The sequence below is a fragment of the Streptomyces sp. PA03-6a genome (assembly GCF_033792765.1).
Taxonomy (GTDB): Bacteria; Actinomycetota; Actinomycetes; order Streptomycetales; family Streptomycetaceae; genus Actinacidiphila.
Genome location: NZ_JARAVK010000046.1, coordinates 20,679 through 46,230 on the forward strand (window position 1 = coordinate 20,679; position 25,552 = coordinate 46,230).

Here is a 25,552-nt window from a genome sequence, read left to right on the forward strand (position 1 = left end):
TCTCACTAAAAAACAGCAGGTCAGAGCCAATAATCCCAATCTTCTCATCAATCTGCCTTTACGTAGGGAGACCACATGTCCGCGACCCATACCAGCTTTGCCGCGGGCGACCGCGAGTTGATCGCCCGAATGGTCAGCAACTACTCGTGCGGCCACTGCACCGGAGAAGTCGTCGAGCTGGCCACCGAGGAAGCCACGGGCATGCTGCACGCCCGCATCGAGCACGACGAAGGCTGCCCGGTCCTGGCCGGCACCCTCGACGCCGCCCCCGACTTCGCCCGTGCCGCCGCGAAGATCCCCGCGACCTTCCTGGCCTGACCACTACGCCCGTAGTAACCCCCGCGCGCAACCGGTTCCTCCGGCCTCGCGCGTATCGCCTGCATATATACGAGGAGGACACAGTGCCTGAGACCACCAAGCCGAGACAGAGGGCCACGTACCCGGGGCGGACCGAGCTGGATGCCGCGGAGTCCCGCCTGCGGCGTGCCCTGGCCCGCTGTGGCCGCGAGGCCGCGCGTCACGACCCGAAGCTGATCCCGAAGCTGGCCGAGATCGTCGGCGAGGCCACCGAGCACATCCTGCGCGTGGCCGCGGACATCGAAGCGCTGGAGAGCACCTCGGCCCGGCACCGCCGCGACCTGGAGCAGGCCGAGGAGGGCATGAAGCGGGTCCTGCAGCGCGCTGCACGTCGCGGCAGCCCCCAGGCGGCCCGGATGCTCGCCCGCATGCAAGAGCGCCCGCTGAGCGCCCACCAGAAGCCGTCTGACGGCAGCGCAGGCGGCCGCTGATGCCCGGGGAACGGCTCGACCTCCAGTCCCGCACGTGGGCGCTCGTAGCCCTGTCCGTGGAGCGCCGCACCGACGACCTGTACGACGAACTGCAGCAGCTGGACGGCGAGGAACTGCGCCTCGTCACTTCCGGCCTGGCGCTCCTTGCCGCCGAGTTCGCGATGTCCGTCGTTCCAGAGCACGAGCGCGACAAACCGATCGTGCGTCTGCAGGCCGCGGAAGCTTTCCGCAACGCCGCGCTCCCGCCGCTGATCGAGCTCTACGGACTGCCCGGTGACGACGCCGAGTGACCCGCAGCAGGCAGCCCCGCCGGCCATCATCGAGGCCGGCGGGGTCTTCCTGCCCGCGAGCGTCTGCCACCCGCTGTGGCTGGCCCTGAGAACGCAGCTGGCCCGCAGCAGGGCCGAGGGCGGCGCCGTGCGGCCCGAGATCGTCTCGGCCATGAACGCGCTGCGCTCCGCCAGTCTCGCCCACCATGCCGGGATGTCCGCAACGAACGGACAGCCCGAACGGACATTCGCGGACATCGACGCACCCTCGGATCGTGAGCTGATCCGCACGGAACAGCTCGCCGTCCGGCTCGGCGTGACCCAACGCCACGCCCGACGCCTGGCCGCATGGGCAGGCGTCACCCCCGCCAAGCGCAACGCGTGGCACCCGGACGACGTCGCCCACCTCGTCCGGATACGGAGAACCGCCAATGACCCCGCAGCCCATGCCCCCGCAGGATCAGGACCCTGACGTCCAGTCCGCCCGCCAGGCGCAGGCCACGTACATCGACAGCGTCCGTCGCGCCCGCGAGAACTGGGAAGCCAGCGACCTCTTCAAGGCCCGGCAAGTCGCCGACGCCTACACCACCTACCTCGCCGCGCTGCAGGACGCCTGGGACCGCCTCCAGGCCCGCCGACAGGCACGACTGGACTGGCTGGAGACCCAGGTACCCACCGGCCCGGGCATCCCCGAGGGCACCAGCCCCGCGGATCGCTCCGTCCTCATGGCCGCCTTCCGCGCCGCCTACGACCGCGCGATGGACAGCGACCGCGACGGGCGCGTCCGCCTGCTCAGCGACGCCGAGCGTTTCAACGACGACGCCGGCCGCCGCGGCACCCTCACCGCGATCGTCGACCTGTCCGAGATCAACTCGATTCGCGACTGGGCGCAGACCCACCTGACGACCGCCGGTTACCTCGACGAGGTGCGCGACCTGCGCGAGGCCATCGCCTGCCGCTCGACGCGCTCCGATCACCGCCTGGCGCAGCAGGCCTTCACCGCCGTCCGGGCCCCGCAGGAGGTGCGGGAGTTGCCCCAGATCGAGCGCCTGGCCGAGGCCGCGCGCGCCCGCCAGGCCGAGCAGCAGCGCCTCTCCGACCGTGCGTACACGGCCGCCTCTCGCTTCGCCCCGATCCCCCCGAATGCCGCGCTCTGACGGCCCGGGAAGCAAGCAGAAAGGGGTTCTGACATGGCGATGACCGTCGGCGAGTTGATGGCCACCTTCGATCTCGACACCGACCCGGCACGGCGCGGCATCGTCGAGGTTGAGCGCTCGTTCCGTGGGCTGCAGCGCGAAACGGACGACACACTGCGGGAGATGCGCGGCTCCTTCGCCCGCGAAGGCGAAGCCATGGGCCGCGCCCTCGGTGACGCCGTCCAGACCGCTGCGCGCGCCTCTGTGGCCGCGACAGCGCGCGAGACAACCGAAGGGCTGGAGCGGGCCACCCGCGATGCGCACGGCCGCCTGCGGGACGCACGCGGCCGCTTCATCCGCGAGTCCGAGGCGGACGGTGACCGCTCGGGGCGGGGCTTCGGTCACCGCATGCTCAGTTCGATCACCTCGACGGTGCGCTCTGGCATCTCGTCGGCCGTCGAGGCCGGCACGTCCGGAGCGCAGCGCGTCACGGGCATGTTCTCCTCCAACCCCTACATCGGGGCTGTAGCGGCCGCGTTCGTGGCCGCGCTGGTGCCCGCGATCGGCGCCCTGATGGCGGCCGCGACCATCTCGGTCGCCGGTATCGGTGTGATCGGCCTCGGCTACGCGATCTTGAAGGACGAACCCGAGGTCAAGAAGGCCGCGGGCAAGCTCATGGAGACCGTGAAGCGGATCTTCAGCATGGCCGCGCGGCCCTTGATCAAGCCCTTCGTGGACGCGTTCAAGACCCTCAACCAGACCGTGCTCGATCTGACGCCGCAGATCGGCCAGGCCTTCCAGCTGGCCGCGCCGTTCATTCAGCCACTGACCGCGGGGATCGACAAGCTCGTGCGCGAGACCGTGCCCGGGCTGCTCTCGCTGCTGCGTGGCGGCCAGCCCGTCTTCGACGGACTCGGCAAGTCCCTCGGCACGATCGGCGAGGGGTTGGGCGGCATGTTCGAGATCATCGGCACGCAGGGCCCCGAGGCCGGTCAGGCCCTCTCTGACATCGCGGTAGCGATCAAGGGCCTGCTGCTGGGCGTCGGTTACACCATCGCGTTTCTCGCCGACGCCTACGGCAAGATCCGCACCTGGACGATCACGGTGGTCGACGCGTTCAGGTGGCTCTACGACGTACTCATCGGGCACAGCATCATCCCCGATCTGATCAACGGCATCGCCAGCTGGTTCGCGCGGCTTCCGGGCATGGTCTGGTCGGCGCTGTCCTCGTTCGGGTCGAAGATCGCAGGCCGTGCCGCAGAGGCCGGGGCCGCCATGCTGCGCACCATCCGCAGCAAGCTGTCGGACGCGGTCACCGCGGTGCGCGGACTGCCCGGGCGCGCCCGCGACGCCCTCGGCAACCTCGGGAGCGTCCTCGCCAGCGCCGGCAGCCGCCTGATCAGCGGCTTCATCTCGGGCATCGTCAACCGGTTCGGGGACGTCCGCAGCACCCTGAACCAGCTCACGGGCATGCTGCCCGACTGGAAGGGCCCCGCCGCGCGGGACGCGAAGATCCTCTTCAGTAGCGGTGAGCTCGTCATGAAGGGCTTCCAGGCCGGCATCGACGCGGGCACGCTCGGGATCCGTCGACAGCTCGGGGGGCTGACCGACGGCCTGCCTTCCATGGTGACGCCCACGTCCACGGCCGCCTACGGGGCCCGGAACACCGCTCCGACCAAGCCGCAGGTGATCAGGCTGGAGGGCGACGGGTCGGCCGCGGCCGACCTGGTGCTCTCGCTCATGCGCAATGCCGTGACCACGCGCGGCGGAGATGTACAGATGGTTGTCAGCGGTTACCGGACCCGGTGAGGGCCCCGGCCACGCGAGTGCTGACGTAGCCGATGAACGTCACGCTCATGATCGGCAACACCAAGCTTGGCGAGGTCCTCATCGACCCGCTGCGCGGCGCAGTGACGGCCCGCGGCGGCAACGTCCAAGCCGTGCTCGGGCAGCGAGGCTAACGACTGCGAACGGCCCTCGGGATGCGTTCCCCGGGGCCGTTCGCTGGGCCTCAGCTGAAGACCGCCACGAGGGCCACCGCCAGGCTCAGCGCCGCGTTCACCATCGTCAGCCACCCGATAAGCCGGGTCCGGCTGTCGACGAACAGCGCCAGCTTCCGCACGTCGGCCAGGTCTTGCAGGGTGGGTTCCACCTCGGCAGCCTGGGCGCGTCGGCGGAGGTCCATGAGGACGAAGAGGGCGGCCAGCACGGCAGTTATGGCGGCCCCAATGCCGCCCAGGGCGATCGCGGTCTTCATGGCGGCAACGTAGCCCCCACACGTTCCCTCGCGTGGGGGTATCTGCGTCAGCGCGGCATGACACGCCCGCAGCGTGATCATGCATCGGGCATGCCAGCATCCAGCACGCCAGACGTGCCGCCGGAAGTCGCCCTGATCATTCGCCGCCTGCTGCGGTGGGCCGTTGAGGAGTCACAGGCGCCGCCACCCTGCCGCTACAGGCCTGCGCCCAGCGCAGGGCTTGCGAGGCGTGATGCAGTCTGGACGGGAGCGGGGATGTTGAAGATGCCCGAGCTTGCGAGGCACTTCAACGTCTCGCGCTTCGCCATTGACACGTGGATCAAGCGCGGCTGTCCAGTGGTCCGGCTACCCAACGGCCACCGTCGCTTTAAGCTGCCCGACGTCGAGGCGTGGATGAAGGAGCAGGAGGAAGCCGGTATGCAGTACGCCTCCGAGAAGGCGGCGCACGCCTATGCTGCGCGTAAGCTCCCCCGCCCGCGCGCGTGATGCAGACAACTGCCGTACTGATCATGACTCCGTGGCGCTACTCGGCGGCTCTCCTTGGTCCTCTCCATAGGTGACTGCAATCCAGTGGGTCACGTCCAAGGTCAGCGTCTTCAGCGTCTCGGCGAGCTGCTCCAGGGCTTCGAGATCGACAGGTGTGATCTCGGGGCCAGGCTTCAGCCTGCGTGCACGGAAGTTGCTGATGCCACCCTCACTGTTCGGGATGGCGGAGCCGTGCACGTACCGGTGGCGCTCCTGGAAGGCTTCGGAGCTGCGTTTGAGCAGGTCACGCAGTTCGAGACGCTGCGGCTCGGGGATATCCGTGTGCACGTCTATGAGCGTCTTGCACGCGCGGATCAGCCTTTCCGACGACTCGCCGCTGATGAGGAGAGCTCCATAAGCGCTGTTACACAGCATCTGTGCGACGAGGCCCAGGAGCAGTTCCAGCATCGCTGCTTCCCGAACCATGGCGCCAAGCCGTCGATCGAACTCGCCCCAGTCGTGGGGCGCAGGAGTTGTCTCTGTCATCGTCGAAGCATGCGCAGCAGCGTTGTTGGCGACAAGGGGTTCGACGCCCTGCACTCAGCTGACCGCCTTGCCGAGCGCCTCCTGGTACTGGGCCGCCTGGCTCGGCGACAGGTGCGACGACGCCCGGATCACCGTCCGCCCGGACCGATAGATGTAATCCGGAGTGATGATCGAGCCGAGGCTCTGCATGGTCTTGTCGATGCCATCCGCCCACGCTTTCGCGTCCTCCGCGGTGGCGAACACCTCAACCGTCCCGCCGTAGCTGATGGCATCCTTGCGCCCGTCCGCGTCCTTCTTCGCTTCCGCGGCCGGGATCCGGGAGTCAGCGAACGCGGTCTTGCTGAGGTACTGGTGCGGGCGCCCCATCCGCTTGTTGGGGTCGCTGTCCTCGGTGTAGACCACGGTCGTCTTCACGGTCGGGATCTGTTGGGCCAGCGCCGCGGTGACGTCCTTCGCGCTCGTGCCCTTCGGTGCGGCAGCCGGCGCGGACGGAGCGTTCCCGGACACGGCCGGGGCGTCGCTGTTGTCCGACGACGAGCAGCCAGCGAGAGCCAGCCCCGCGGCAACGATCAGGGCCGCGACGGGTCGCATGTTCATGGTTCGTCCCCCTTGTGTGGTCTGAAGCGCACACCGTAGGCCCAGCCACCAGCAGCCCGCCCGCACAGTGACGGGACCGTGACGCTCCTTCGCCCATTGGGGTGACGGGCGGTCGGTCAGCCCTCGCCAGTGAACGCCAGGGGGTGGGCGAACCGATCGGCTGAGGTGCCGTCTGGATTGTGGCGTACGCTCCCCGGCCATGGGTGGGATTGACTGGGGCGACGCCCCGACTTGGGTGGGGGCCGCCTTCGCGGCAGGTGCCGCCGTGGCCGCGTTCTGGACGCTGGCCAGCCAGCGCCGGCAGATCCGCGAGCAGCAGGAGTTCATCGCCGAACAGTCCGCGACGATGTCACTGGAGCGTGCCGAGCTGGCTGCGCTCGCTGACGAGCGCAAGTGGGCGCAGGCCCGGCAGGTGCGGTTGACCTGCCGCACGGCAGGTACTCAGCCAGACGGCATGGGCGGCATTGTCGGCTACGACCACTGGGTGGCTCGCGTAGAGAACGCCAGCGATGCGCCTCTCCGCGACGTCAAGGTGCGGTTCGGGCTTGCCTACGTTGCCAGCGGCGCTGTAATCGAGGAGGTCAGTGACCTCCCGGGCGGGGGCCGGCAGACTGCGCCGCTGGACGTGCTCGCTGCGCACCGGACGGCTCGCTTCGAGTCCGCCCGATGGCCCGAGGCCACGGTCGACAACCACCGTCCGCACGTCTACTTCACCGATGACGCGGGGCTGCGCTGGCACCTGGACGAACGCGGCAAGTTGGAGCAGCCCGCTGAGGGAGAGCAGGAGTAAGGCCGGAGAGCGAGCGGCCCCCGGGAGAACTTCTCCCGGGGGCCGTCCCGTTGCTGTCGTTGTTGTCGCCCTCGGTCACCCTGACTCTGACCACGACTGCAGTTGTTGTTGCCCACCCCCTCTGCCCGGGCGACAACAACAGGGCAGGTCCGAGGTGCGACTGCAGTCACAGTCAGAGTTCGCGTGACGTGACGCGGTGAAGTGACGCGCTTCGGGCCCTCAAAGCCCCTGCGGGCGTGTTTTCAACCGCGTCACGTCATCTGGAAACGTGACGACGAAGGGGCGACCGGGCAAAACTCGCCTGGCGCGCCCCTTCGCCGTCATCGCCGTCGTCGTCACCTGACGAGCCACGGCCCCGATCGCGCCAGGACGTTCAGCGCCTCACCGACACTGGGGCCGCCGGCCAGCACCACACGGGCCGCAGCTCGTGATTCCGGCTGCTCGGCCAGGTCGCTGGCGACTACGGCGGCCGCAGCCTGCTCGGCAGTCAGTCCGGTGGGCTCGACCTCGACGCGGATCCGCACGCGCATCGTGCCGCAGTCCAGGGTGCGTCCCCACTGCTCGGCGTGCGGCGCCATCCCTGCCAGCTGGTCGAGCAGGCAGTCCGCGGCCATCTCCATAGCCGCGCCGACCGTACTGTCCGTCGTCGTGTTCACCGTTCCCCCTCGTTGATCTGCGCGAGCCGGTCGCGCATCTGCTGCAGACGGTCCACGTACTGGCGCAGGTCCCGCAGGACCGCATCGGCCTGGGCCACGTCGAGCCGGGCGCCGGTGGCCTGGCCCTGTGTGTCGAAGTAGATGTATGGCTGCCCGTGGCTGCCGTCGGCGTCGTTGGGCTCGGCGCTGATTGCCGCCCACATGACCTCGTAGGGCTCGCCGCCGTCGAAGTACTCGTAGAAGTCGCCCGGACCGACGAACAAGATGGACGGCCCCTCGTGCCAGGTGTTCTCCGCGATCTCACCGTCGCCGTGCGGCGTCGTGCACCACGACGGGCACGTCACGGCAATGGGTGCTCCGGTCAGCTTGATCATGGAGTACTGGCGCACCTTCTCGTTCATGACTGACCGCCTTCCTTGACGATCTCGCGGCGCAGCTCGGCGGCGTCGCGGCGGGACAGACCGAGCTCGGTCTGCAGGGCTTGGATGGTCACCGGGCGCCGCGTCGACCTGACCGCGTCCCGGTTCAGTCGGCGGCCCTGTCGCCGCAGCTCAGCCGGGGTGAGTGTCACGGCCTCCGTGACCACCTGGCGGGCAGGGTGGGCGGGCAGGGTGGTGGTCGCCTTGGTGGTCAGCTCGGGCCGGGCCACGTCCTCCCACCGATAGGGGGCGGGGGGCAGCGTGGTCAGTGGCCGCATGACCACCGAGCGCGGCCCGGGAACCGGGACGACCTCCGGATGGAAGGTGGTTACCTCGACGGGCTCGGTGTGACCGGCGAGCGCTTGGTGGACCTGCCGCATGAGCGCGCCGAAGGCGAGCAGCGCAGCTGTGGGCGGGATCGCGGCAACCACGTAGTTCAGCGGGTCCGCCGCGGTGCCGACGCCGGCCACGTTGAGGGCGATGGATCCACCGGAGCCGACGAAGGTTAGGACGATGGCCCACCAGTCGACGCGGTGGGCGAGCGCGGCCCGCAGCCACATGATCTCGCCCGCCATGATGAACAGGTCCAGGCAGGCCGGCCAGGCCCATGCACGTTCCGGGGCGTTGCCCAGTCCGTGCCCGAGGGCGACCTCGGCCAGGTGCGCGTAGGACAGCCAGAACGCGGCCGCGGTCAGGGCGATGATGACGACCCCGGCCGCGATGGCCAGGGCACGGGTCGGGTTGCGCTTCATTCGCCCACCTCCGGGAGGGCCACGCGCACGGTGCGGTGCGCGCACAGGACGACGGCGGCACGGTCGCTGCGCTCGTGTGCTTCGAGGAGCGCGGCCAGGAGCGCCGTGACGGGCGGAAGGGCGCGGGAGGACCGCTCAGCGCGCCGCAGGGCCGCGTGCTCGGTGGGCCGCGGGATCGGGTAGCGCTTCACGACCGCTCGCCCTCCTTCGCGAGAACGGAGGCCAGCACGCGGGCCCAGCTGCGCAGAATCGCCGCGTGCTCGACCATCGCCGCGGCCAGGTCGTCGAGGCCGGCCGGGTCGAGGTTCGCGGCCCAGCTGGTCTGCTCGACGTAGACGCGGGTGACGCGCGGCGCGATGAGGGCGCGCGGGTTCTGGGCGAGCACCACGGTGTACAGCTGTTCGTCGCCGAAGGCGAGGGGCTGCTCGGGTCCGTAGTGGGTGAGGTCGGCCTCGTACTCGGGCCGGGGCTGCGGGTGGCCGGCGCACCACGCGGGCTCGGGGAGGGTGACGTCTCCCGCGTCGCGGGTGGGCAGCGTGACGGTACGGTCTTGCATGGATCTGGACTCCCTTGATCACGGGGTGGGTTCGGATCAAGGCGCCGTTCGGTGGGTGCAACCACCGGGCGGCGCCGCTTTGTCCACGGGCTGTGGACAGCGAGAGCAGGGCGGGCCGCGGGCAGTTGCGATTGCAGTTGCGGTTCGCGACGAGTCGGCAACGGTCGCGGAGGCGAAAATGGCGCTCCGACCTGCGGATACGACCCCAGGAGACCCTTCGTGACCTGTACGCCCGGAAACTCGTAATGCGTAGGTCAAGGGTTCGATTCCCTTAGGCGGCTCCATACGAAGAGCCCAGCTCAGACACTGTCTGAGCTGGGCTTTTCCGTTAAGCGGATGCGGCGAGAGCGCTGTGCACGGGCTGCGCGAGTGTCGGCGGTCTCAGTTCTGGTCTCAGTCACGGGTTCAGATGGGCGCCGAAGCGCTTCCGGCCCTGGGATCGCTGCCGAGGCAGAAGCCCATGTGGCTCTGTCCACGAGAACGGACAGCGAATGTTCACCGGTTTGGGAGGCAGCCGACCCGGTGAGCGAATCGAAATGTTCACGGGTTTCGACAGCAGCTTTAGCACTGCAGAGGCTGCTGCCAGGGGGTGCTCGACGGCCAAGATCTCCGAGTGTCTAAGGTCGCATTCCATGACGAGGACCACTCCGCCGCGCCCGCTTGATGTCGAGGTGCTCTTCCCGGAACTGGCTGCCTACCGAGGTACGACCACGCGGCTCCACCCGCGACCGGGCAGCCCTCAGATGTCTGCTAGCTCAGTGGGTGGTCCGATGCTGTGGCCGGCGGAGGAGCCCTGGCCGGTGTGCGGTGAGGCCCACGGACGGGGACGAGGTCGGCGCCCGGCCGACATCCACCGCTACCGGCGGATCCTGGCTGCCGCGTGGGCCCGGGAACAGAGCCCGGGCCCTACGAAGGAGGAACGGGATCTCCTGGCCGAACTGTACCTGGAGCACCGGCTCCCCGAGATGTCGGAGACGGATCCGCTGCCGATGATCGGCCTGGCGCAGCTGTACCGGCGGGATGTCCCGGACATGCCGCCGGGGCCGGAGGACTGCGACCTGCTCCAGGTGTTCTGGTGTCCCTTCGACGCGCACGGCCCGAGCCGGTGGGACCTGAATCTGCATCTGCGCTGGCGGCAGTCGTGGGAGGTCGGGGACGTGTTGGCCGTTCCCCCGCAGCCGTTGGTTGTCGGGTCCGATGGATTCGTGCCCGAGCCCTGCGTGCTGCACCCGGAGCAGGTGGTCAGCTATCCGTTCGCCGATCTCCTGCCCGAGGACCTGTGCGCCCGGCTCGACGCCTGGGACGAGACCCAGGAGGAGGAGGCCGAGCAGTCGGCCGACGAGATCGCAGCCCACGCGGTCGGCTACCAGTACGACCTGTCGATCCCGCCCGGCTGGCGCGTCGGCGGCTTCGCCTCCTGGCACGCTACCGACCCGTACCCCATGGACTGCCAGACCTGCCGCACGCCGATGCACCTACTGCTGACCATCGACAGCTCGGAATGGGACGGCGGAAGCGGCAGCTGGAAGCCGCTAGAGGATCGAGACCTGCCTGCTCATCGGTCCGGCACCCCCACCGAAGTAGTTGTGGGCCGATTCGGCGAGCTGAACGTCTTCGCCTGCCCCACCGATCCCGACCATCCGCACCGCTGGAGCATCCAATAGCACGGGCGGCGACCCCACGCCCGGTTCGGCGCTCCGATCATCGGCGAACGCGGGTGCTGTCGCTTCTCATGCCCACTGCTGTTACGACGGCAGAAGGTGACGGCAACACGGCGGTACGCGCAGGGACCGTGGCGGTAGCCGGCGGACTGTCTCCGCCTGCTGCAGAGCCGGACTCGCTGCTCCCACAGGCCAGGAGACGAACTTGTAAGGCGAGGGTTAGGGACTGTCTCCTTGAAAGGCTATGGGCGCCATTCCTGCTGGTAGGCGGGGTGCTCGGCGTATGACTGGCCAAGGACTCGCAGCGCGTATGCCAGGCCGGCCGAGCGGGAGTCCCAGGGGCCCATGGCTTTGTAGTCGTTCGCCAGTTGCTCGATCAGATCGAGCATGGGGAGGTGGCTGTCGAGAAGAGCCTCGCCGCCCAGGGTGCCGGCCACGTAGGCGTAGGCATGGTTGTCGTCCATGATGCGTGCGACGAGGAACTCCACAAGATCGTCCATGTGGCCATCCTCGCGGGCAAGGTGCTTCGGCGGTCAACCGGCTGTCCAGATGAGGATGGCGGCGAGGTGGAGTGCGGCCTGGTAGGCAATGGCGAGCTTGTCCGTTCGCATGGCCAGGCCGCGCCATTGCTTGAGTCGGTTGATGCACCGTTCGAAAAGACGTCGCGCGCAGACCTCTTGACGTCGGCTCCGCCGACCGTGGACGGCGGCGGAGCCGGTGATCGTGCACCTCAAGAAGGCTCGAAGTGCCGCTGCGGCTACCCCTGAGACAGCGTGCCCTGGTCTGTCTCCCACAGGGAGAGGCCGCGTCGAATGTCCTCACGGGTGTAGGACATCGGTGGGAAGCCTTCCACGGTCATCACGTAGTTCTCGGACGCGCCAGGCACCTTGAAGAAGAAGCCGAATTCGCACGAGATGAGGACGGATCCGTTGGCAAAGCCCGGCTCAAGCCGGTCGGTACCGAGAATCTTGCCATCGCCATCCGTCACACGGACCTCAGCCCCGGACTTGACCTTGGAGCCCGGCGGAGGCGTACACGGCTTGCCGATGTCGGGACCCGTGTCATCGGTGGACCGTTCGACCTTCACCCTCCCGCTGATTGCGAGAGTCACGGCGGATGGCGTGGCACTGGGCGCGGCTTCCTTCGAGTCCTCGCCTGTGCCGGAGCACCCGACGAGCCCTGCCATGCCAAGTGCCAGGCCGCAGACCCACAGCTTTCTCATGTGCTTCCCACCCCTCGTGACCTGCGGCGGAATCTCCAGATCAGGTAGCACGCACCCTACCGATGACCTCATAGCTACTTAGGGGCCGGCTGACGATGGACCATCGCAACTCGGCATGAGGGGTCGGTCCTGGTCTCAGTTGGAGTCTCAGTCGACGCCAGTCCGGGGCGGTTCGCATCTGTCCACCGCCATCCGACATGGGGGCTGACCGGGGATGCAGCCTTCGTGACGGACACCCGTGGACGCCACCAGACCAAGGTCGGACAACTCGCAATGCGTAGGTCAAGGGTTCGATTCCCCTAGGCGGCTCCATACGAAGAGCCCAGGTCACGTCGGTGACCTGGGCTCTTCGGCATTCCTGGACTTTGCATGGCTGAGGCGAGTCCGTCGCCCCGGAGGTCCTCGTCGGGCGGGGCCGGCAGCGGAACACCGCGTACGGGCCGATAGGGGTCCGTGAGGGAACGGCAGGACGGGCCCCCGGTCCGGCCGGGCCGGAAAAGTGGCAGGGCCCCGCGGCGCGGGGCCCTGCCGTGTCTGGCCGGGTCGTGCTACTTGGTGAAGTAGAAGTACTTCCAGGCGCCGTACGTGGTGGAGTTGACGTTGTCGCCGGAGGAGCCGTTGACGTACGAGGCGCGCATCCGCATCCGGTAGCCGGTGTCGTGCGGGCCGAGCAGGGTCACGGTGGACTTGCCGTTGGTGCCGAGCGCGAAGTACTGCGATCCCGCGTCGCGCCACTTGCCCTGGTAGTAGACCTCCAGGCTCAGCCGCTGCGAGCGGTTCTTGTAGTACGTCATGGTCGTCGTGAAGACCGGGTTCGTCTTCTTGTGGAAGTACGCGTAGGAGGTCGAGCCGATCTTCGCCGTCTTGTACTGCTTGGAGATCGTCGTGGAGACCTTGACCTTGGCGTAGGAGGTGACCTTCACCGTCTTGCTGGCCGAGCGGGCGTCGCCCTTGAAGACCGCGGTGACGGTGGTGTCGCGGGTCATGTCGACCGTGGCGGACAGGTTGCCCTTGGAATTGACCTTGCCGGTCTTGAGGAGCTTCTTCGGCTTGTCCGAGCCGTAGGGGTCGGCCCAGATCTCGACCGTGCGGTTCTTGTACGTGGAACCGAGGTGCGCGGTGAAGGACACGTCGGTGCCGTAGTTGTACACGCTCTTGTTGTGATTGAGCGTCAGGGCGGTGGCGTTGCGCGACACGGCAACGGTGTCCTTGCCCGACGCCGGGGAGTGCGTGGCGTCACCGGCGTACTGCGCGGTGTAGGTGACGTTGCCGCCGGCCGGCGGCGTGTCGGTGAAGGAGAACGCGCCGGTGGAGCCGACCGTCTTCGTGCCGAGCGACTTGCCCTTGGGCGAGTCGATGTCGGTGCGGGTGACGGTGACCTTCGAGCCGGACGGGAAGGACCTGTCGGAGGTCAGCTTGCCGGTGACGCTGAGCTTCTTGGCGCGGCTGGCCTTGGCCGGGGCCGAGACGCTCACCTTGACCGGGTAGCGGGCGGCGTCGTTGAGGACGCGCAGGTGGATGCCGCTGTTGCCGTCCGCGATGGCGAACAGCCTGCTGCCGTCGGGGGCCCAGGCGAGTCCCTGGTTGCGGATGGTGTCGCCGCCCGAGCCGTACTGGTCGTAGGTGTAGGTCCGGTAGGGCGTCGTCGTGCCGGGCTTGAAGACGGAGATGTCCGTGTCGTACCAGCTGAACGTGGACACGGCGACCGTGCCGTCCGGTGCGATCGCGGCACCGTTGGGGCTGCTGGCCTCGACCGGGTAAGCGCCGGTGCGGGTGAGGTCCTCGGTGTTGATCGCCGTCGCAGCGTAGGGCATTTCGCCGGAGGCGGCGACGATCTTCTTGGCGTCGGCGCTGAGCGCGAAGTCGTGCATGTAGCTCGTGGCCTCGGGCGGCATGCCCTCCTTGCGCAGCACGGGGGCTCCGGAGGACACGTCGTACACGGCGAGGCCCGACCAGGTGCCGTGGATGCCGAGCACGAGGGTGTTCCCGGCCGCCTCCAGTTCGGGGGCGTCGGGGAGGTACAGGCCGGGGAGCTGGTCGACAGCGATCTCGGGGGTGCCCAGCGAGGGGTCGAAGGAGCCCAGGTGGTGCGGGGGTTCCTGGCCGTAGATGAACCAGACCCGGCCGCCCGCGACCGCCAGGGTCTGCGGGTCGGTGTTCTCACCGGTCGGGTAGCGCGCGGCCGCGGTCGCGGTGGACGTCTCGATGGCCACGACGGAGTCGTCACCCGGAACGGCCGCGTAGACGGTGCCGGAGTCCGGCGTGATCGCCAGGTCCCGCACTCCCGGGAGGCTCGGAACGGTCGCCACGAGCTTGCCCGCGTAGTCGGTGACGACGACCTTGTTGCCGTCCGGATCGCTGATGTAGACCCGCTGGTGGACCCCGTCCACGGCGATGTCGCCGTACGAGGAGATCGACAGGGCCGTGCTGGAGTCCGCCGCGGCGGGACCCATGGTGCCGGCGGCTATGGCCGTAGAGCTGAAGACGACCGCGAGCACGGTCGACACGGTGCGCATGCGCACGTTGATTCCTACCCCCACGAGGAAGCCCGGTGGACGGACCGGGTGATGAGTCGGGCCGCGCGACACCCGAACGCCGTCCATGTGGGGACGACGCAAAGGGCGCGGCTGCATGCGCAGCGTATGTCATCGCTGTGACAGTTGAGGAGGGGATTAACCGCAGCTCCCCTGCCCGCCCACTTCGCGTGTCCTGACCCGGCCCGCCACTGCCAGACGTAGTGGCCACCCCCCGACCACCATGCTGGGCTGCTGGGACGCCGAGGCCCGGTTGGTGTGGTTCTCGACGGCGACCGATCGAGGTTCATACAACCAACCGACCCTCTTGTCGGTCCTGTTTCGCGACGTCTGATCGACGTCTGTCGCCGAACAGGCCTGAAGGACTTGATGAAGCCCAGACGCATCACCGCCACCGCCCTGGTTCTGGCCGTGGCAGGCGGAGTGCTCACCGCCACCGCCGCGCCCGCCTCCGCGGCGGTGAGCTGCACCTCCCCCGTCTACAAACGGCAGTTCTTCGCGAACACGACGTTCTCGGGCACACCGAAGAGGACGGACTGCGACTCCGTGATCGACCAGAACTGGGGCACGGGCGCACCCGTCTCCGGCGTACCGTCCAACAACTTCGGCGTGCGCTGGTCGGTGACGCGCGATTTCGGCTCTGGTGGCCCCTTCACGTTCACGGTGTCCGCCCGTGACGGCATACGGGTCTACCTCGACGGTGTCCGCAAGATCGACCTGTGGAAGAACGTCTCCGCCACCGTCAAGAAGACGGTCAATGTGACGATCCCCAGCGGCAAGCACACGTTTCGCGTCGACTTCGTCAACTGGACGGGCGCCGCGAACGTCAAGTACGCATACACGCCGCGCACCTCCGTCGACGTCGACAGGGTCAGGCCGCTCGCCCCGGCGGGCGCCGCCGTCTCCTACGACACAGCCACCGGCGCGGCCAAGCTCACCTGGTCCAGGAACAGGGAGATGGACCTCGGGAACTACCGGGTCTACCGGCGGCTGAAGGGGGCGTCGTACGGCGCCAAGGCGCTCGCGACGACCACCGCCACGGCGTACACCGACAGGACCCTGCCGAAGACCGGCGCGGCCTACTACTACGAGGTGCGGGCCGTCGACAAGGCGGGCAACGTCTCCAGCGGCAGCGCCGACCAGCTTGTTGCCACCGTCGACAAGACGCCGCCCGCCGCGCCGTTCGTCGAGATGGACGCGTGCCCGTCCGACCAGCCCTACGCGGCCCCGGAGCTGGTCACCACCGCGGCGAACGCCGCCGACATCGCCTGGTACGAGATGCAGCGGCTCGACGCCGCGACGAAGAGCTGGGGCACCGTCTACTCAGGCGCGAAGGGCGCGATCTGCGACACCGGCTGGCCGGCCGACGGCAGCAAGGTCACCTACCGGGGCCGGGCACGGGACGCCGCCGGGAACTGGTCGGCGTACTCGGCCGCCGCGACCTTCACCACCTCTGACCTGACCCCGCCGGCCGCCGTCGCGAAGGTCCGCGTGGAGTACCGATCGGGTGTTCCGCATCTGGTGTGGTCGTCCGTGACCGGAGCCGCCTCGTACCAGGTCGTCCAGTACGACCCGGCGAGCGGCGGTTATGTCGACGCCCTGCCCGCAAGCACCACCACGCAGACCGACGTGGTGCCCCGCCAGTCGGTCGCCGTCGCCGACAGCTACCGGTACGCGGTGCGCGCGGTGGACGCCAAGGGCAACACTGCCGCGCCGGCGGAGATCACGCTGGAGATGGCCGACCGACCGGAGGCGATCCCCGCGTTCCAGACCACCGCCCGCAGTTTCGACGAGGGCGTGATGATCGCGTGGAGCAGCGTCGACCCGTGGACCGTGGACGAAGGGCCCCTTCCTTCGTACAAGATCGTCCGGACCGACACCGCGACCGGCGAGACCCGCATCGTGGACAAGTGCAAGCCGTCCACCCCATGGGACGAGCCGCTGGAGGACCCGAAGACGTACTGGACCTGGACGGGCGGCGACGCCCCCTTGTCGGCTCACAAGCAGGTCAACGGCAGCTGCTGGGACGTCCAGGGCAAGTCGGAGACGACGTACGCGTACCGGGTCGTCACGACCGACCGGTACGGGCACGTCTCTCAGCCGGGCCCGGCCGCCACGGAGACCACCCCGGACACCGAGCGTCCCGCCCCGGTGCGGAACCTGACCGCGGAACCCGTCCCGCTCGGTGTCCGTCTGACCTGGACGCCGCCCGCCGATGCCGACGTCCGCGGCTACCACGTGTGGCAGGGCATCACGGACCCGGACAGCGGCGAGACGGTCTGGAAGGAGAACTGCTGGAGGGGCAGCTCCCTGGCCGGGACCGAGATCCTCTGCCCGACGGTCCCCGACGGCGCCACCCACGTCTACAAGGTGGCCGCTACGGACGACCGGCTTCTGTACGACGACGAGCCACTCGACGTCCTCCACCCCGCCGAGGTCTCGGTCACCCTGCCCGACACGCGGCCGCCGGGCTGGACCCAGACCGAGGTCGGTGAGGGGCAGTACCCGAACCTGTACGTCGGCTGCTCCGAGAGCTCTGGCTTCGGGGACTGCTCCCGGTTCGCGAGCTACCGTGTGGAGCGCTGGGACCCGGCCACGGCCGCTTACGTCACCCTGGCCGAGGGCACGACGGGTGACAGGGCGTTCTTCATGGACACCACGGTGCACGAGGACCGGCTCGGCCTGTACTACTACCGCGTCGTACGCCAGGACGCTTCCGGCGCCGAGGTCCTGACCCGGTTGATGGCGTGTGGCATCTGGGACGACTGGCTCTGACCGGGCGCGTGACATGAGAGGGGCCCGGAGGATTCTCCTGGCCCCTCTCCCACGTGTGCGTCGGCGACTGCTGCTTCCGCTTGCGTTGTGGAGTGCTTCCGCGGCTGGAACCTGTGGGAGTCGCTGCTCCGCGATGTTCGCGGGAAACGATCTCCGTCGGCTGTACCCGTGCTCAGGAGGCGTAGCGCGTCACCTCGGTGACGCGGCAGGTGACCTTCCCCTTCACGTCGCCGGTGCCCTGCGCGGTCTCCTTCGCGACCTTGCCCGGGCCGAGGTTGTTCGTCGCTGCGAAGCCCTCGCCGATGCGTGTGCCGCCGGCGTCCACGAACTCGACCTGGATCGCGTAGTTGGACGTCTTCGAGCTGCGGTTGGTGACGGTCAGCTTCGCGCTCGGCCAGTGCATGACGTCGTCGACCTCACATGAGTCGATCCTCACGTCGTCGGTCGGGCCGGCCTGGCGGCCGTCGCCGTCGCTCTTCCCGCCCCTGTCGGTCGATGCCTTCGACGCACCGGGCTTCGGGTCGCCGCTGCCGCCGCCGCTGCTCGCCACCGTCGCGAGAACGGCGACGACGATCACGAGGACGACGACGCCGAGACATCCGAACCCGATGATCTTCCCCGTGCTGGATTTGCGCGGCTGCGGCTGCGGCTGCGGCGGCGGCCCCGCCCATCCCGGGCCCTGCCAGCCGCCGGGCGGCTGCGGCGGTCCCGCGGGTGGTCCGGGCGGCTGCGGGTGCTGAGGCGTCGACATGGCGTCCCCCTGGGTCGTGTGGTTGTGGGGGAAACCGTGCCAGAGCATCACGGTCTGCACGGGTGTGACCGCAGTCTGTGACACCGCCGTGACCGAACCGGGACGGATCGGTACTCGTCGGACGTGCCAACGGGCCGCCGGGGTCGCGCTGTAATCGGCGGGGCCGTGCCGGACATTCCCCAGTGACAGCCTGTTCTGGGAGGGAAGGGTGCGCATGACGGCACGTGAGGGTCCGCGAGGGCACGGGATCGTGGAGGAGTGGTTCGAGGCCCATGCCGACAAGGTGATGGGTTACCTGATGCACCGTACGGATCGTGAGACCGCGCAGGACGTGCTCTCGGAGACCTTCCTGCTGGCCTGGCGCAAGCAGCGGTCCGTACCGGAGGACGCGTTGCCCTGGCTGCTGGCAGCGGCGCGCCGGCTGCTCGCCAACCGGGTGCGGTCGGACCTGCGGAGGCAGGCGCTCGCGGCGCGGATGGCCGCGGTGATGGACCGCGCGCCGCAGGAGGTGTTCGAGGACCGCATAGGCGACCGCGAGCGTGTGTTCCGGGTGCTGATGTCGCTGTCCGAGAACGACCGCGAAGTGCTGCTGCTGACGGGCTGGTACGACCTGAGCGCGCAGCAGGCGGCCAAGGCCCTGGGCTGCAGCAGGGCGGCCTACGCGCTGCGGCTGCACCGGGCCCGCAAGAGGTTCCGCGCGGCCCTGGAGCCGCGACCCGCATCCTTCACCCCGCTCGATTCGGAGGTACACGCATGACGAACGACCCTGTCCTGGACGCCGTCCGGGAGCTGCGCCCGCAGGGTGCCGACGGCTGGGCGCGGTCGGCGGACGGGCGGGAGACGCTGCGGTCCGTGCTGGACCGGGCGGCGCCGCGGAGCACACGGCGGCGGTCGCTGCGGGTCGCCGTGGCCGGCGGCGCGGTCGTCGCCGCGCTGGCCGGTGGCGGGGTGGTCGCCGTCGCCGGGGGACTGCCGTGGGGGAAGGACGCCGGGGCGCAGGTGATGTGCGCCCGGACGCTGTCGCGCGACGCGGACCTCTCGGGTCTGCCGTCCGACGCGATCAAGGCCTTCGACCCCAGGGACCCCGGCAAGGCCTGCGCAGGGCGCTGGGAGCAGATGTGGGGCCCGTCCGAGCCCGTCCCCACGTCCTTCGCGGCCTGCTACCACCCCGGCGCCGCCGGCAAGGTCGTCTGGCCGGCCGACGGCCTCGACCAGGACCAGGCCTGCGCCCGCATCGGGGCCCGGCCGATTCCCGTCGGGTAGCCCGTCCGCGTCGCGGGGCCGCGCCCATACCAAAAGGGCGCGGCCCGTACGGGTGACCCGGTGACTTTCGGTGTGCGGAGTTGCTCCGGGTGACACCTTGCTTTCTTCCATCCGTACTCGTTGACACGGCAACGGCCGGACGCGGCGCCACGGCGAGCGCGTCCGGGACATCGGACGAGGGAAGGCGCGCATGAACGTCAGTGCTCACATCGAGGCCGTCTACGCGGACGTCTGCCGGCGCAATGCCGGCGAGACGGAGTTCCACCAGGCGGTGGGGGAGGTGCTGCGCTCGCTGGCGCCGGCGCTGGAACGGCACCCGGAGTACCTGGGGACCCGGATCGCGGAGCGGATGTGCGAGCCGGAGCGGCAGGTGATCTTCCGGGTGCCGTGGGTGGACGATCAGGGACGGGTGCAGGTCAACCGGGGCTTCCGGGTGGAGTTCAGCAGCGCGCTCGGCCCGTACAAGGGGGGTCTGCGCTTCCACCCGAGCGTGGACCTGGGCATTGTGAAGTTCCTCGGCTTCGAGCAGATCTTCAAGAACGCGCTGACCGGGCTGGCGATCGGCGGCGGCAAGGGCGGCTCCGACTTCGACCCCAAGGGCCGTTCCGACGGCGAGGTCATGCGCTTCTGCCAGTCGTTCATGACCGAGCTGCACCGGCACCTGGGCGAGCACACCGACGTGCCGGCCGGGGACATCGGCGTGGGCGGCCGGGAGATCGGCTACCTCTTCGGGCAGTACAAGCGGATCACCAACCGTTTCGAGGCGGGCGTGCTGACCGGGAAGGGCGTCGCCTGGGGCGGCTCGCACGCGCGGACCGAGGCGACGGGGTACGGGGCGGTGTACTTCGCGGCCGAGATGCTGGCCACGCGCGGGCAGGGCTTCGAGGGGCGCAGGGCGGTGGTCTCCGGCTCGGGCAACGTCGCCGTCTACGCGATCGAGAAGGTGCGTGCGCTGGGCGGCTCGGTGGTGGCCTGCTCGGACTCCGGCGGCTACGTCGTCGACGAGGCCGGCATCGACCTGGAACTGCTGAAGGAGATCAAGGAGGTGCGCAGGGCGCGGCTGTCGGCGTACGCGGAGGCCAAGCCCTCGGCACGGTACTCCGAGCGCGGCTCGGTCTTCGACGTGCCGTGCGACGTCGCGCTGCCCTGCGCCACGCAGAACGAGCTGGACGGGCAGGACGCCGGGACGCTGGTGAAGAACGGCGTGCTGGCGGTCGCCGAGGGCGCGAACATGCCGTGCACCCCGGAGGCGATCGAGGTGTTCCGGGAGGCGGACGTGCTCTTCGGCCCGGGCAAGGCGGCCAACGCGGGCGGCGTGGCGACCTCGGCGCTGGAGATGCAGCAGAACGCGTCCCGTGAGCTGTGGACCTTCGAGCGGACCGAGGCCCGGCTCGCGCAGGTGATGCGCGACGTCCACACCCACTGCCGGGCCACCGCCGCGGCGTACGGCGGCACGCCGGACGACTACGTCCTCGGCGCCAACGTCACGGGCTTCCTGCGCGTGGCCGAGGCCATGACGGCGCAGGGCGTCGTCTAGAGCCCGCCCCCAGTGGTGCCCGTGCCCTCCCGCGCCGCGCGCGGGAGGGCACGGGCGTTCCCGGCGGCGATCAGGAGGCGTCGCCGCCCATCACGCGGGCGAAGGCCACCGGATCGGCGTCGTACCCGCGGACGCCGGAGCGGAAGCGCCACTCGCCGGAGTCGCCCCGGCGGAACTCGCCGACGGTGGCGGCCGTGGCGGCCGCGACCTCGCCGAGGTCGGAGGCGGCGAGGTCGGTGTGGCCCTCGACCACGTGCACGCCGGTGCCCGCGACGTCGCCGAAGGTCATCCGGCCGTCGCGCTGCTGCACGACGACGCCGACGACGACCCGGTGGTAGGCGGCACCGAGCCGGTCGAGTTCGAGGGTCATGACCTCGTCGAAGCCCAGCCCCTTGCCGGTCTTGCTGTCGCGGTTGAGCGTGATGGTGCCGTCCGGGGAGCGGCTGTCGAAGTGGACGAGGTACGCCGGGACGCCGTGCGGGTCGGCGGCGCTGTAGGTGGCCGCGACGATGTCCAGGTCGCTGGCGGGTGAGCCGAGCGGGCTGGGGTCCCACTTGAGCCGGACCTCGACCTTGCCGAGGCCTTTGGTGACATTGCTCACTGGCTGGCTCTCCTTGCTTCCGGCTGGTCGGGTGCGGAGGCGGCTGTCACAGGGAACGCCCTTTCATCTGCCGTCAGTTGGGCGACGAGCGCGTGCCGCGCGCCCGTCCGAGGCGGCAACGAACGAGGGCGATCCCGGATTCCTGGCAACCGGTCCGGGGTCCCGGACGGTTCATGGGGGTGTGAGGCTGCTGGGAGCACGGACAGGAACACGATGGCAAGGACACCACGGTGAGGGATGCGGAGACGGACTTCGAGGAGTTCGTCGCCGCGCGCGGGCCGCGGTTGCTGCGGGTCGCCTGGCTGCTGACCGGGGACACGCACCTGGCGGAGGACCTGCTGCAGACGGTCCTGGCCAAGGTGTGGCCGAAGTGGCGGGGCATAGCCGCGGAGAACCCGGAAGCGTACGTGCGCAGGGCCCTGGTGAACACGGCCTCGTCGTGGTGGCAGCGCCGCTGGCGGGGCGAGGTGCCGCACGGCGAGGTGCCGGACACGGTGACGGCGGTGGCGGACCCCTTCGCCTCGGTCGACCTGGAGCAGTCGCTCGCGGTGCTGATACGCCGGCTGCCGGCGCGGCAGCGGGCGGTGGTCGTGCTGCGCTACTTCGAGGACCTGAGCGTCGAGGAGACCGCCGAGGTGCTCGGCTGCCGGCCGGGCACGGTGAAGAGCCAGGCCGCCAAGGCGCTGGCGATGCTGCGGGGGCAGGTCGCGGCGGTGCCGAGCCTGGCGAAGGGTGGTGAGCGGTGTGGATGAGGAGCCTGAGCCGGAGGAGGAGTGGGAGCTGAGCGTGCTGCTGGAGCGCGCTGTGCCGCAGCCGACCGCGCCCCATGACCGGATGGCGCAGATCAGGCGGCGGGTACGGCGGCGCAGGCGGCGCCGGGTGGCCGCCGGGGCGCTCGCCGCGGTCGGCGGCGTCACGGCGGCGGCGGTGGTGGCCGCCGCGTTGCTGCAGCCCGCGGGTCCCGTGACGCCCCGGGGGCAGCAGGTCCTCCCCGCCGCGTCCCCGTCCCGCGCGGTGCCCGCCCCGGGGTCCCCCCTGCCGACGTCGACGGGGAGCACGCACGCCGGCTACGCGCTGGTCAGCCTGGACGTCCTGTCCGGGCTGACGCTGAAACTGCCCGGCGAGGGCTGGCGGTCCCTCGTGACCAGCGACCCGCGGGGCCTGGTGGTCGGGTTCGTCGGCTCCGGGCCGCTCCACGAGCGCGGCGGGTGCGGGAAGCAGGAGATGATCCGCTACTCGGTCTGCCCGCCCGTGGACAAGGTCGCCGAGGGCGGGGTGCTGATCGTCTTCGAACAGGTGGAGGCGCCCGTGGGCGACGGCACGGGGTCCGGCCGGTTCGTGGTGAAGGGCGTGGCGTCCGCGGGTGAGGGCTGCCGCGCGCTCGGCGGCCAGTGGGAGCTCACGGCCTGGGGGGAGGGCCCGGACCCCGCGTCCTCCGTCGGTCTCGTGGCCAGCGCCTGTTTCAACCGTACGGCGAAGGACACCATCGCCGCGGTCACCACCAGCCTGAAGACCGCGAGCTACGCCTCGGCGTCCCCCGGCGGGCCGACCGGTCCGGGCCGTCCGACCGGTACGGGCACGCCGGGCTGACCCACGGGGCCGACCCACGGGGCTGACCGGCCGGGGACCGGGCCGTCCGCTCCACGGAGTCCCTCCGGCCGGGCGCTGCTCTTCGATCGCTCTCTCCCGTGGATGAGACGAAAGGCGCCGTCATGCCCGAATTCGCCCGCCGTGGCGGCGTCCTGTCCGTCATACCGGTCGCCGCTCTGGCGGCCGCCGGCGTGCCGGCCGGGTGCCCCGCTCCCACCGCGACGGTGGCGGGGGCGCCGCGGGCCGTCGCCGCCGTGCCGTCCGTGGCGGCACCGTCCGCCGCGGTCACCCCCGGGGCCGGCGCCGGGAGGCTGCCGGAGCAGGTGCCCGGGCTCGGGCCGCGGACCCCGGGCCGGGTCCCGGACGACGCGCGCCAGGTCGTCGTGGTGACCGGCGCGGGCCGGAACGCGTCCCGGTCACGGGTCGTGGCGTACGAGAGGACCCCGACGGCTGGCGCGGCGGCGCGAGATGGCCCGCGCGCAACGCGCAGCGCGGGTGGACCGACGACCACCGCAGCGGCGACGAGCGCTCGCCGATCGGGGTGTTCGGCCTCACCGACGCCGGGGGCCTGAAGGCCGACCCGGGCACCCGGCTCCCGTACGGCCACTCCGGCGGGTTCTTCATCAGGGGCACAGGACTGGAGGGGGAACCGCCGGCGGGTTCGTTCGACTACGTCGTGGCCATCAACTACAACCGCGGGCCCGGCACATCGCCGCGGGACTGGACCCGGCCGATGGGCGCGGACAAGGGCGGTGGCATCTGGTTCCACGTCGACCACGAGGGGCCCACGCAGGGTGCGTCGCGTTGTCCGAGGCCCACATGAGGCAGTTGCTGAGGACCCTGGACCCGGCCCTGCACCCGGTCGTCGTGATGGGGGACGCGGCCTCGCTCACGCGCTGAGACGTGCCGCGTGCGCGGCCTCGTCGGGCCGCGGCTCGCCCGGCCGGGAGCCGCCGAACTCCCAGTGGGTGGTGCCGAGTCCGCCCGCCGCCAGGGCGGCGTCGATCCGGCGGCGGACCTCGGCCTCGTCGCCGGGCGCGGACGCGAACAGCACGCGCAGCCGCAGTGTGCCGCCGGGCCCGGCCGTGGCGGCGGTGTGGTGGGGCGCGAGCGGGCAGGGCGGTTCGTGCTCCCAGTGACCGCACAGGGCGACGGTGACCGCGGCACCAGGGGCACGCTCGTCGCCGCCGGGGGCGAGGGTCACGACCGCGTCGTGGGCGAAGGTCCGGCGCACGCCCCCAGTATCGCTGTCAGCCGTCCTGCTCGTGGCGGGGACGCATCGCCTGCCGCTGGACGCGCCGCCCGAACGCGGACAGCAGCGGCTCGACGGCGGCGCGCGGGAGCACCACCTTCTGCCGGCCCGTGGGCGGGGCCGCCACCTCGCCCCGGTCGAACGTCACGACCAGGTTCCCGCAGCCGGTGAAGGCCAGGTCGTCCAGGACGGCGCGGCGTGCCGCCGGGTCCTGCAGCGCGCGGAGCCCGCGCGGGTCGTGGCCGGCGCGGGCGGCGAGCGCCCGGACCAGGTGCCCGGCGAGGTCGCCGGCCGCGTCCGGACCGAGCATGGCGAGGGCGGGAAGCACCTCGCCGGAGCGGCCGTCGTACCAGTACGTGGCCGTCGTGGTGCCGCTCCCGGAGGTGGTGCCGTCCCCGGCGGCGGCGCCCTCGGCCGTCGTCAGCTGGACGCCGAGCACGTCCCCGGAGGCGGCCAGGAACGTGTACGAGATGGTGAACTCGCCCGCGCAGCCGGCATCGTGCCCGTGCGCGGCCAGGAAGTCCCGCAGCCCGCGGTGCACCTCGCGGTCGAGCGTCCGGGTCAGTGGCCGTGCGCCCGGCACGGACGGGTAGCTCGTCGACCAGCGGCAGGCGCCGCCGGTGCCCCGGGCGCCGATGACCCGCAGCCCGTGGATCCAGGTGGGCATGACCGCCCTGACCTCCTGTCCGTCGGCGGAGGCGGTCGCGGGGGAGGGCCGTCCGCCGGAGGGCGACGTGCACGCGGGGACGGCCAGCAGCGCGGCCACGGCAACGGCGGCGATCGGCACGGACTTCACCCGGCGACCGTAACCGCCCCCGGGGCCGGGGCGGTTGGCGGTGCCGTATCCGGACCGGGGTGTGACAGGTTCGCGACATCGCGGCGGTCCCCCGCCCGGGGTCGTGGTGCTACAGTGCGAGGAGCACGGCTGTGCGCCCCTCTTCGGCGCCGGTGCTCACCGCGTGACCGCCCGGCGGTCCGCTCCCGCAGTCCACTGTGGTGTTCCCCTTCGCCCACGCCCCGCGTCGGCGATCTCCCCGAGGCTCCGCCTCTTGCGCCGCGTGTCCCGGCGGCCGGCCGATTCCGCCGCCGTACGCGCCCTTCCCCCGAGGACGACGTATGTCCACAGCTCCCACCA

At 70.5% G+C, this 25,552-nt stretch carries 30 protein-coding genes and 2 pseudogenes; 16 read left to right on the forward strand and 16 right to left on the reverse strand.

Features of this window, described 5'->3' with window-relative positions; genetic code table 11:
• The first annotated feature begins 75 nt into the window (after positions 1 to 75).
• The 6 genes from PV350_RS13940 to PV350_RS13965 all read left to right on the forward strand — a co-directional run bounded on the left by PV350_RS13940 (position 76) and on the right by PV350_RS13965 (position 4,002).
• Positions 76 to 318 carry a hypothetical protein gene (locus PV350_RS13940; protein WP_500334007.1) on the forward strand — a complete coding sequence of 81 codons (243 nt, stop codon included), beginning with the start codon at positions 76 to 78 and terminating at the stop codon, positions 316 to 318.
• 83 nt (positions 319 to 401) lie between these two features.
• On the forward strand, positions 402 to 788 hold the full coding sequence (locus PV350_RS13945; RefSeq protein WP_500334009.1) for a hypothetical protein: 387 nt from the start codon (positions 402 to 404) through the stop codon (positions 786 to 788).
• Positions 788 to 1,078 (forward strand): hypothetical protein, encoded by a 291-nt coding sequence (locus tag PV350_RS13950; RefSeq protein WP_500334011.1) that lies wholly within the window; start codon positions 788 to 790, stop codon positions 1,076 to 1,078. The genes PV350_RS13945 and PV350_RS13950 overlap by 1 nt, the downstream gene beginning before the upstream one ends.
• Complete coding sequence (locus PV350_RS13955) at positions 1,062 to 1,529, forward strand: hypothetical protein (protein WP_500334013.1); 468 nt, start codon at positions 1,062 to 1,064, stop codon at positions 1,527 to 1,529. Before PV350_RS13950 ends, PV350_RS13955 begins: the two co-directional genes overlap by 17 nt.
• On the forward strand, positions 1,489 to 2,214 hold the full coding sequence (locus PV350_RS13960) for a hypothetical protein (protein ID WP_500334014.1): 726 nt from the start codon (positions 1,489 to 1,491) through the stop codon (positions 2,212 to 2,214). The genes PV350_RS13955 and PV350_RS13960 overlap by 41 nt, the downstream gene beginning before the upstream one ends.
• Positions 2,215 to 2,247: 33 nt before the next feature.
• On the forward strand, positions 2,248 to 4,002 hold the full coding sequence (locus PV350_RS13965; protein ID WP_500334016.1) for a phage tail family protein: 1,755 nt from the start codon (positions 2,248 to 2,250) through the stop codon (positions 4,000 to 4,002).
• A gap of 202 nt (positions 4,003 to 4,204) precedes the next feature.
• Here PV350_RS13965 and PV350_RS13970 read toward each other — a convergent pair whose 3' ends face one another.
• Positions 4,205 to 4,450, reverse strand: a complete 246-nt coding sequence (locus PV350_RS13970; protein WP_500334018.1) for a hypothetical protein — start codon at positions 4,448 to 4,450, stop codon at positions 4,205 to 4,207.
• Positions 4,451 to 4,705: 255 nt separating this feature from the next.
• On the opposite strand from PV350_RS13970, the gene PV350_RS13975 reads away from it, so the two are divergent.
• Positions 4,706 to 4,936 (forward strand): hypothetical protein, encoded by a 231-nt coding sequence (locus PV350_RS13975; RefSeq protein ID WP_500334020.1) that lies wholly within the window; start codon positions 4,706 to 4,708, stop codon positions 4,934 to 4,936.
• A gap of 21 nt (positions 4,937 to 4,957) precedes the next feature.
• On the opposite strand, the gene PV350_RS13980 is transcribed toward PV350_RS13975, so the two are convergent.
• Positions 4,958 to 5,461, reverse strand: a complete 504-nt coding sequence (locus tag PV350_RS13980; RefSeq protein ID WP_500334022.1) for a hypothetical protein — start codon at positions 5,459 to 5,461, stop codon at positions 4,958 to 4,960.
• A 54-nt stretch (positions 5,462 to 5,515) separates the two neighbouring features.
• Positions 5,516 to 6,058, reverse strand: a complete 543-nt coding sequence (locus PV350_RS13985) for a hypothetical protein (RefSeq protein WP_500334024.1) — start codon at positions 6,056 to 6,058, stop codon at positions 5,516 to 5,518.
• Between the two features lie 199 nt (positions 6,059 to 6,257).
• On the opposite strand from PV350_RS13985, the gene PV350_RS13990 reads away from it, so the two are divergent.
• Positions 6,258 to 6,848: a hypothetical protein gene (locus PV350_RS13990; protein ID WP_500334026.1), complete on the forward strand. Its 591-nt coding sequence runs from the start codon at positions 6,258 to 6,260 to the stop codon at positions 6,846 to 6,848.
• 335 nt (positions 6,849 to 7,183) lie between these two features.
• On the opposite strand, the gene PV350_RS13995 is transcribed toward PV350_RS13990, so the two are convergent.
• The 5 genes from PV350_RS13995 to PV350_RS14015 are packed head-to-tail and all read right to left on the reverse strand — an operon-like array spanning position 7,184 to position 9,231.
• Positions 7,184 to 7,504, reverse strand: a complete 321-nt coding sequence (locus tag PV350_RS13995) for a hypothetical protein (protein WP_500334028.1) — start codon at positions 7,502 to 7,504, stop codon at positions 7,184 to 7,186.
• Positions 7,501 to 7,905, reverse strand: a complete 405-nt coding sequence (locus PV350_RS14000) for a DUF6907 domain-containing protein (protein WP_500334030.1) — start codon at positions 7,903 to 7,905, stop codon at positions 7,501 to 7,503. The genes PV350_RS13995 and PV350_RS14000 overlap by 4 nt, the downstream gene beginning before the upstream one ends.
• Complete coding sequence (locus tag PV350_RS14005) at positions 7,902 to 8,675, reverse strand: DUF2637 domain-containing protein (protein WP_500334032.1); 774 nt, start codon at positions 8,673 to 8,675, stop codon at positions 7,902 to 7,904. The genes PV350_RS14000 and PV350_RS14005 overlap by 4 nt, the downstream gene beginning before the upstream one ends.
• Positions 8,672 to 8,866 carry a hypothetical protein gene (locus tag PV350_RS14010; RefSeq protein ID WP_500334034.1) on the reverse strand — a complete coding sequence of 65 codons (195 nt, stop codon included), beginning with the start codon at positions 8,864 to 8,866 and terminating at the stop codon, positions 8,672 to 8,674. The genes PV350_RS14005 and PV350_RS14010 overlap by 4 nt, the downstream gene beginning before the upstream one ends.
• Entirely contained in the window at positions 8,863 to 9,231 is a 369-nt protein-coding gene (locus tag PV350_RS14015; RefSeq protein ID WP_500334036.1) for a DUF6907 domain-containing protein, read from the reverse strand. Before PV350_RS14015 ends, PV350_RS14010 begins: the two co-directional genes overlap by 4 nt.
• A gap of 632 nt (positions 9,232 to 9,863) precedes the next feature.
• On the opposite strand from PV350_RS14015, the gene PV350_RS14020 reads away from it, so the two are divergent.
• Positions 9,864 to 10,895, forward strand: a complete 1,032-nt coding sequence (locus PV350_RS14020; protein ID WP_500334037.1) for a hypothetical protein — start codon at positions 9,864 to 9,866, stop codon at positions 10,893 to 10,895.
• A gap of 239 nt (positions 10,896 to 11,134) precedes the next feature.
• Here the strand turns inward: PV350_RS14020 and PV350_RS14025 are convergent, their stop codons facing one another.
• From PV350_RS14025 to PV350_RS14040, 4 genes and pseudogenes are all read right to left on the reverse strand, one after another.
• Positions 11,135 to 11,392 carry a DUF6221 family protein gene (locus PV350_RS14025; protein WP_500334039.1) on the reverse strand — a complete coding sequence of 86 codons (258 nt, stop codon included), beginning with the start codon at positions 11,390 to 11,392 and terminating at the stop codon, positions 11,135 to 11,137.
• A 33-nt stretch (positions 11,393 to 11,425) separates the two neighbouring features.
• Positions 11,426 to 11,557 (reverse strand): annotated as a pseudogene (locus PV350_RS14030) (IS5/IS1182 family transposase); the annotation flags it as partial.
• A 92-nt stretch (positions 11,558 to 11,649) separates the two neighbouring features.
• A complete protein-coding gene (locus PV350_RS14035; RefSeq protein WP_500334041.1) occupies positions 11,650 to 12,114 on the reverse strand; it encodes a hypothetical protein in 465 nt (154 codons plus the stop codon).
• Positions 12,115 to 12,662: 548 nt separating this feature from the next.
• Entirely contained in the window at positions 12,663 to 14,630 is a 1,968-nt protein-coding gene (locus PV350_RS14040; RefSeq protein ID WP_500334043.1) for an Ig-like domain repeat protein, read from the reverse strand.
• A gap of 387 nt (positions 14,631 to 15,017) precedes the next feature.
• Here PV350_RS14040 and PV350_RS14045 point away from each other — a divergent pair, with 387 nt between their 5' ends.
• A complete protein-coding gene (locus PV350_RS14045; RefSeq protein WP_500334044.1) occupies positions 15,018 to 17,423 on the forward strand; it encodes a PA14 domain-containing protein in 2,406 nt (801 codons plus the stop codon).
• Positions 17,424 to 17,595: 172 nt separating this feature from the next.
• Here the strand turns inward: PV350_RS14045 and PV350_RS14050 are convergent, their stop codons facing one another.
• Positions 17,596 to 18,174: an FxLYD domain-containing protein gene (locus PV350_RS14050; protein WP_500334046.1), complete on the reverse strand. Its 579-nt coding sequence runs from the start codon at positions 18,172 to 18,174 to the stop codon at positions 17,596 to 17,598.
• Positions 18,175 to 18,388: 214 nt separating this feature from the next.
• Here PV350_RS14050 and PV350_RS14055 point away from each other — a divergent pair, with 214 nt between their 5' ends.
• The 3 genes from PV350_RS14055 to gdhA all read left to right on the forward strand — a co-directional run bounded on the left by PV350_RS14055 (position 18,389) and on the right by gdhA (position 20,974).
• Entirely contained in the window at positions 18,389 to 18,931 is a 543-nt protein-coding gene (locus PV350_RS14055; RefSeq protein ID WP_500334048.1) for an RNA polymerase sigma factor, read from the forward strand.
• On the forward strand, positions 18,928 to 19,437 hold the full coding sequence (locus tag PV350_RS14060) for a hypothetical protein (RefSeq protein WP_499512569.1): 510 nt from the start codon (positions 18,928 to 18,930) through the stop codon (positions 19,435 to 19,437). The genes PV350_RS14055 and PV350_RS14060 overlap by 4 nt, the downstream gene beginning before the upstream one ends.
• A 190-nt stretch (positions 19,438 to 19,627) precedes the next feature.
• Positions 19,628 to 20,974, forward strand: coding sequence for an NADP-specific glutamate dehydrogenase (gdhA, locus tag PV350_RS14065; protein ID WP_500334050.1), 1,347 nt, complete (start codon positions 19,628 to 19,630; stop codon positions 20,972 to 20,974).
• 70 nt (positions 20,975 to 21,044) lie between these two features.
• Here the strand turns inward: gdhA and PV350_RS14070 are convergent, their stop codons facing one another.
• Positions 21,045 to 21,575, reverse strand: coding sequence for a TerD family protein (locus tag PV350_RS14070; protein WP_500334052.1), 531 nt, complete (start codon positions 21,573 to 21,575; stop codon positions 21,045 to 21,047).
• Positions 21,576 to 21,805: 230 nt separating this feature from the next.
• On the opposite strand from PV350_RS14070, the gene PV350_RS14075 reads away from it, so the two are divergent.
• From PV350_RS14075 to PV350_RS14085, 3 genes and pseudogenes are all read left to right on the forward strand, one after another.
• Positions 21,806 to 22,327, forward strand: coding sequence for a SigE family RNA polymerase sigma factor (locus PV350_RS14075; protein ID WP_499512566.1), 522 nt, complete (start codon positions 21,806 to 21,808; stop codon positions 22,325 to 22,327).
• A complete protein-coding gene (locus tag PV350_RS14080; protein ID WP_500334054.1) occupies positions 22,320 to 23,165 on the forward strand; it encodes a hypothetical protein in 846 nt (281 codons plus the stop codon). The genes PV350_RS14075 and PV350_RS14080 overlap by 8 nt, the downstream gene beginning before the upstream one ends.
• Positions 23,166 to 23,287: 122 nt before the next feature.
• Positions 23,288 to 24,065, forward strand: a pseudogene (locus tag PV350_RS14085) (L,D-transpeptidase family protein).
• Here the strand turns inward: PV350_RS14085 and PV350_RS14090 are convergent.
• Positions 24,055 to 24,399, reverse strand: coding sequence for a hypothetical protein (locus PV350_RS14090; RefSeq protein WP_500334056.1), 345 nt, complete (start codon positions 24,397 to 24,399; stop codon positions 24,055 to 24,057). The pseudogene PV350_RS14085 and the gene PV350_RS14090 overlap by 11 nt on opposite strands.
• A 16-nt stretch (positions 24,400 to 24,415) precedes the next feature.
• On the reverse strand, positions 24,416 to 25,213 hold the full coding sequence (locus tag PV350_RS14095) for a hypothetical protein (protein ID WP_500334058.1): 798 nt from the start codon (positions 25,211 to 25,213) through the stop codon (positions 24,416 to 24,418).
• Between the last annotated feature and the right edge of the window lie 339 nt (positions 25,214 to 25,552).

Coding starts and splice junctions, on each gene's coding strand:
- PV350_RS13940 (WP_500334007.1), top strand. CDS start 76: ATGTCCGCGACCCATACCAGCTTTGCCGCGGGCGACCGCGAGTTGATC.
- PV350_RS13950 (WP_500334011.1), top strand. CDS start 788: ATGCCCGGGGAACGGCTCGACCTCCAGTCCCGCACGTGGGCGCTCGTA.
- PV350_RS13960 (WP_500334014.1), top strand. CDS start 1,489: ATGACCCCGCAGCCCATGCCCCCGCAGGATCAGGACCCTGACGTCCAG.
- PV350_RS13965 (WP_500334016.1), top strand. CDS start 2,248: ATGGCGATGACCGTCGGCGAGTTGATGGCCACCTTCGATCTCGACACC.
- PV350_RS13970 (WP_500334018.1), bottom strand. CDS start 4,450: ATGAAGACCGCGATCGCCCTGGGCGGCATTGGGGCCGCCATAACTGCC.
- PV350_RS13975 (WP_500334020.1), top strand. CDS start 4,706: ATGTTGAAGATGCCCGAGCTTGCGAGGCACTTCAACGTCTCGCGCTTC.
- PV350_RS13980 (WP_500334022.1), bottom strand. CDS start 5,461: ATGACAGAGACAACTCCTGCGCCCCACGACTGGGGCGAGTTCGATCGA.
- PV350_RS13985 (WP_500334024.1), bottom strand. CDS start 6,058: ATGAACATGCGACCCGTCGCGGCCCTGATCGTTGCCGCGGGGCTGGCT.
- PV350_RS13990 (WP_500334026.1), top strand. CDS start 6,258: ATGGGTGGGATTGACTGGGGCGACGCCCCGACTTGGGTGGGGGCCGCC.
- PV350_RS14000 (WP_500334030.1), bottom strand. CDS start 7,905: ATGAACGAGAAGGTGCGCCAGTACTCCATGATCAAGCTGACCGGAGCA.
- PV350_RS14005 (WP_500334032.1), bottom strand. CDS start 8,675: ATGAAGCGCAACCCGACCCGTGCCCTGGCCATCGCGGCCGGGGTCGTC.
- PV350_RS14015 (WP_500334036.1), bottom strand. CDS start 9,231: ATGCAAGACCGTACCGTCACGCTGCCCACCCGCGACGCGGGAGACGTC.
- PV350_RS14020 (WP_500334037.1), top strand. CDS start 9,864: ATGACGAGGACCACTCCGCCGCGCCCGCTTGATGTCGAGGTGCTCTTC.
- PV350_RS14025 (WP_500334039.1), bottom strand. CDS start 11,392: ATGGACGATCTTGTGGAGTTCCTCGTCGCACGCATCATGGACGACAAC.
- PV350_RS14035 (WP_500334041.1), bottom strand. CDS start 12,114: ATGAGAAAGCTGTGGGTCTGCGGCCTGGCACTTGGCATGGCAGGGCTC.
- PV350_RS14040 (WP_500334043.1), bottom strand. CDS start 14,630: ATGCGCACCGTGTCGACCGTGCTCGCGGTCGTCTTCAGCTCTACGGCC.
- PV350_RS14045 (WP_500334044.1), top strand. CDS start 15,018: ATGAAGCCCAGACGCATCACCGCCACCGCCCTGGTTCTGGCCGTGGCA.
- PV350_RS14050 (WP_500334046.1), bottom strand. CDS start 18,174: ATGTCGACGCCTCAGCACCCGCAGCCGCCCGGACCACCCGCGGGACCG.
- PV350_RS14055 (WP_500334048.1), top strand. CDS start 18,389: ATGACGGCACGTGAGGGTCCGCGAGGGCACGGGATCGTGGAGGAGTGG.
- PV350_RS14060 (WP_499512569.1), top strand. CDS start 18,928: ATGACGAACGACCCTGTCCTGGACGCCGTCCGGGAGCTGCGCCCGCAG.
- gdhA (WP_500334050.1), top strand. CDS start 19,628: ATGAACGTCAGTGCTCACATCGAGGCCGTCTACGCGGACGTCTGCCGG.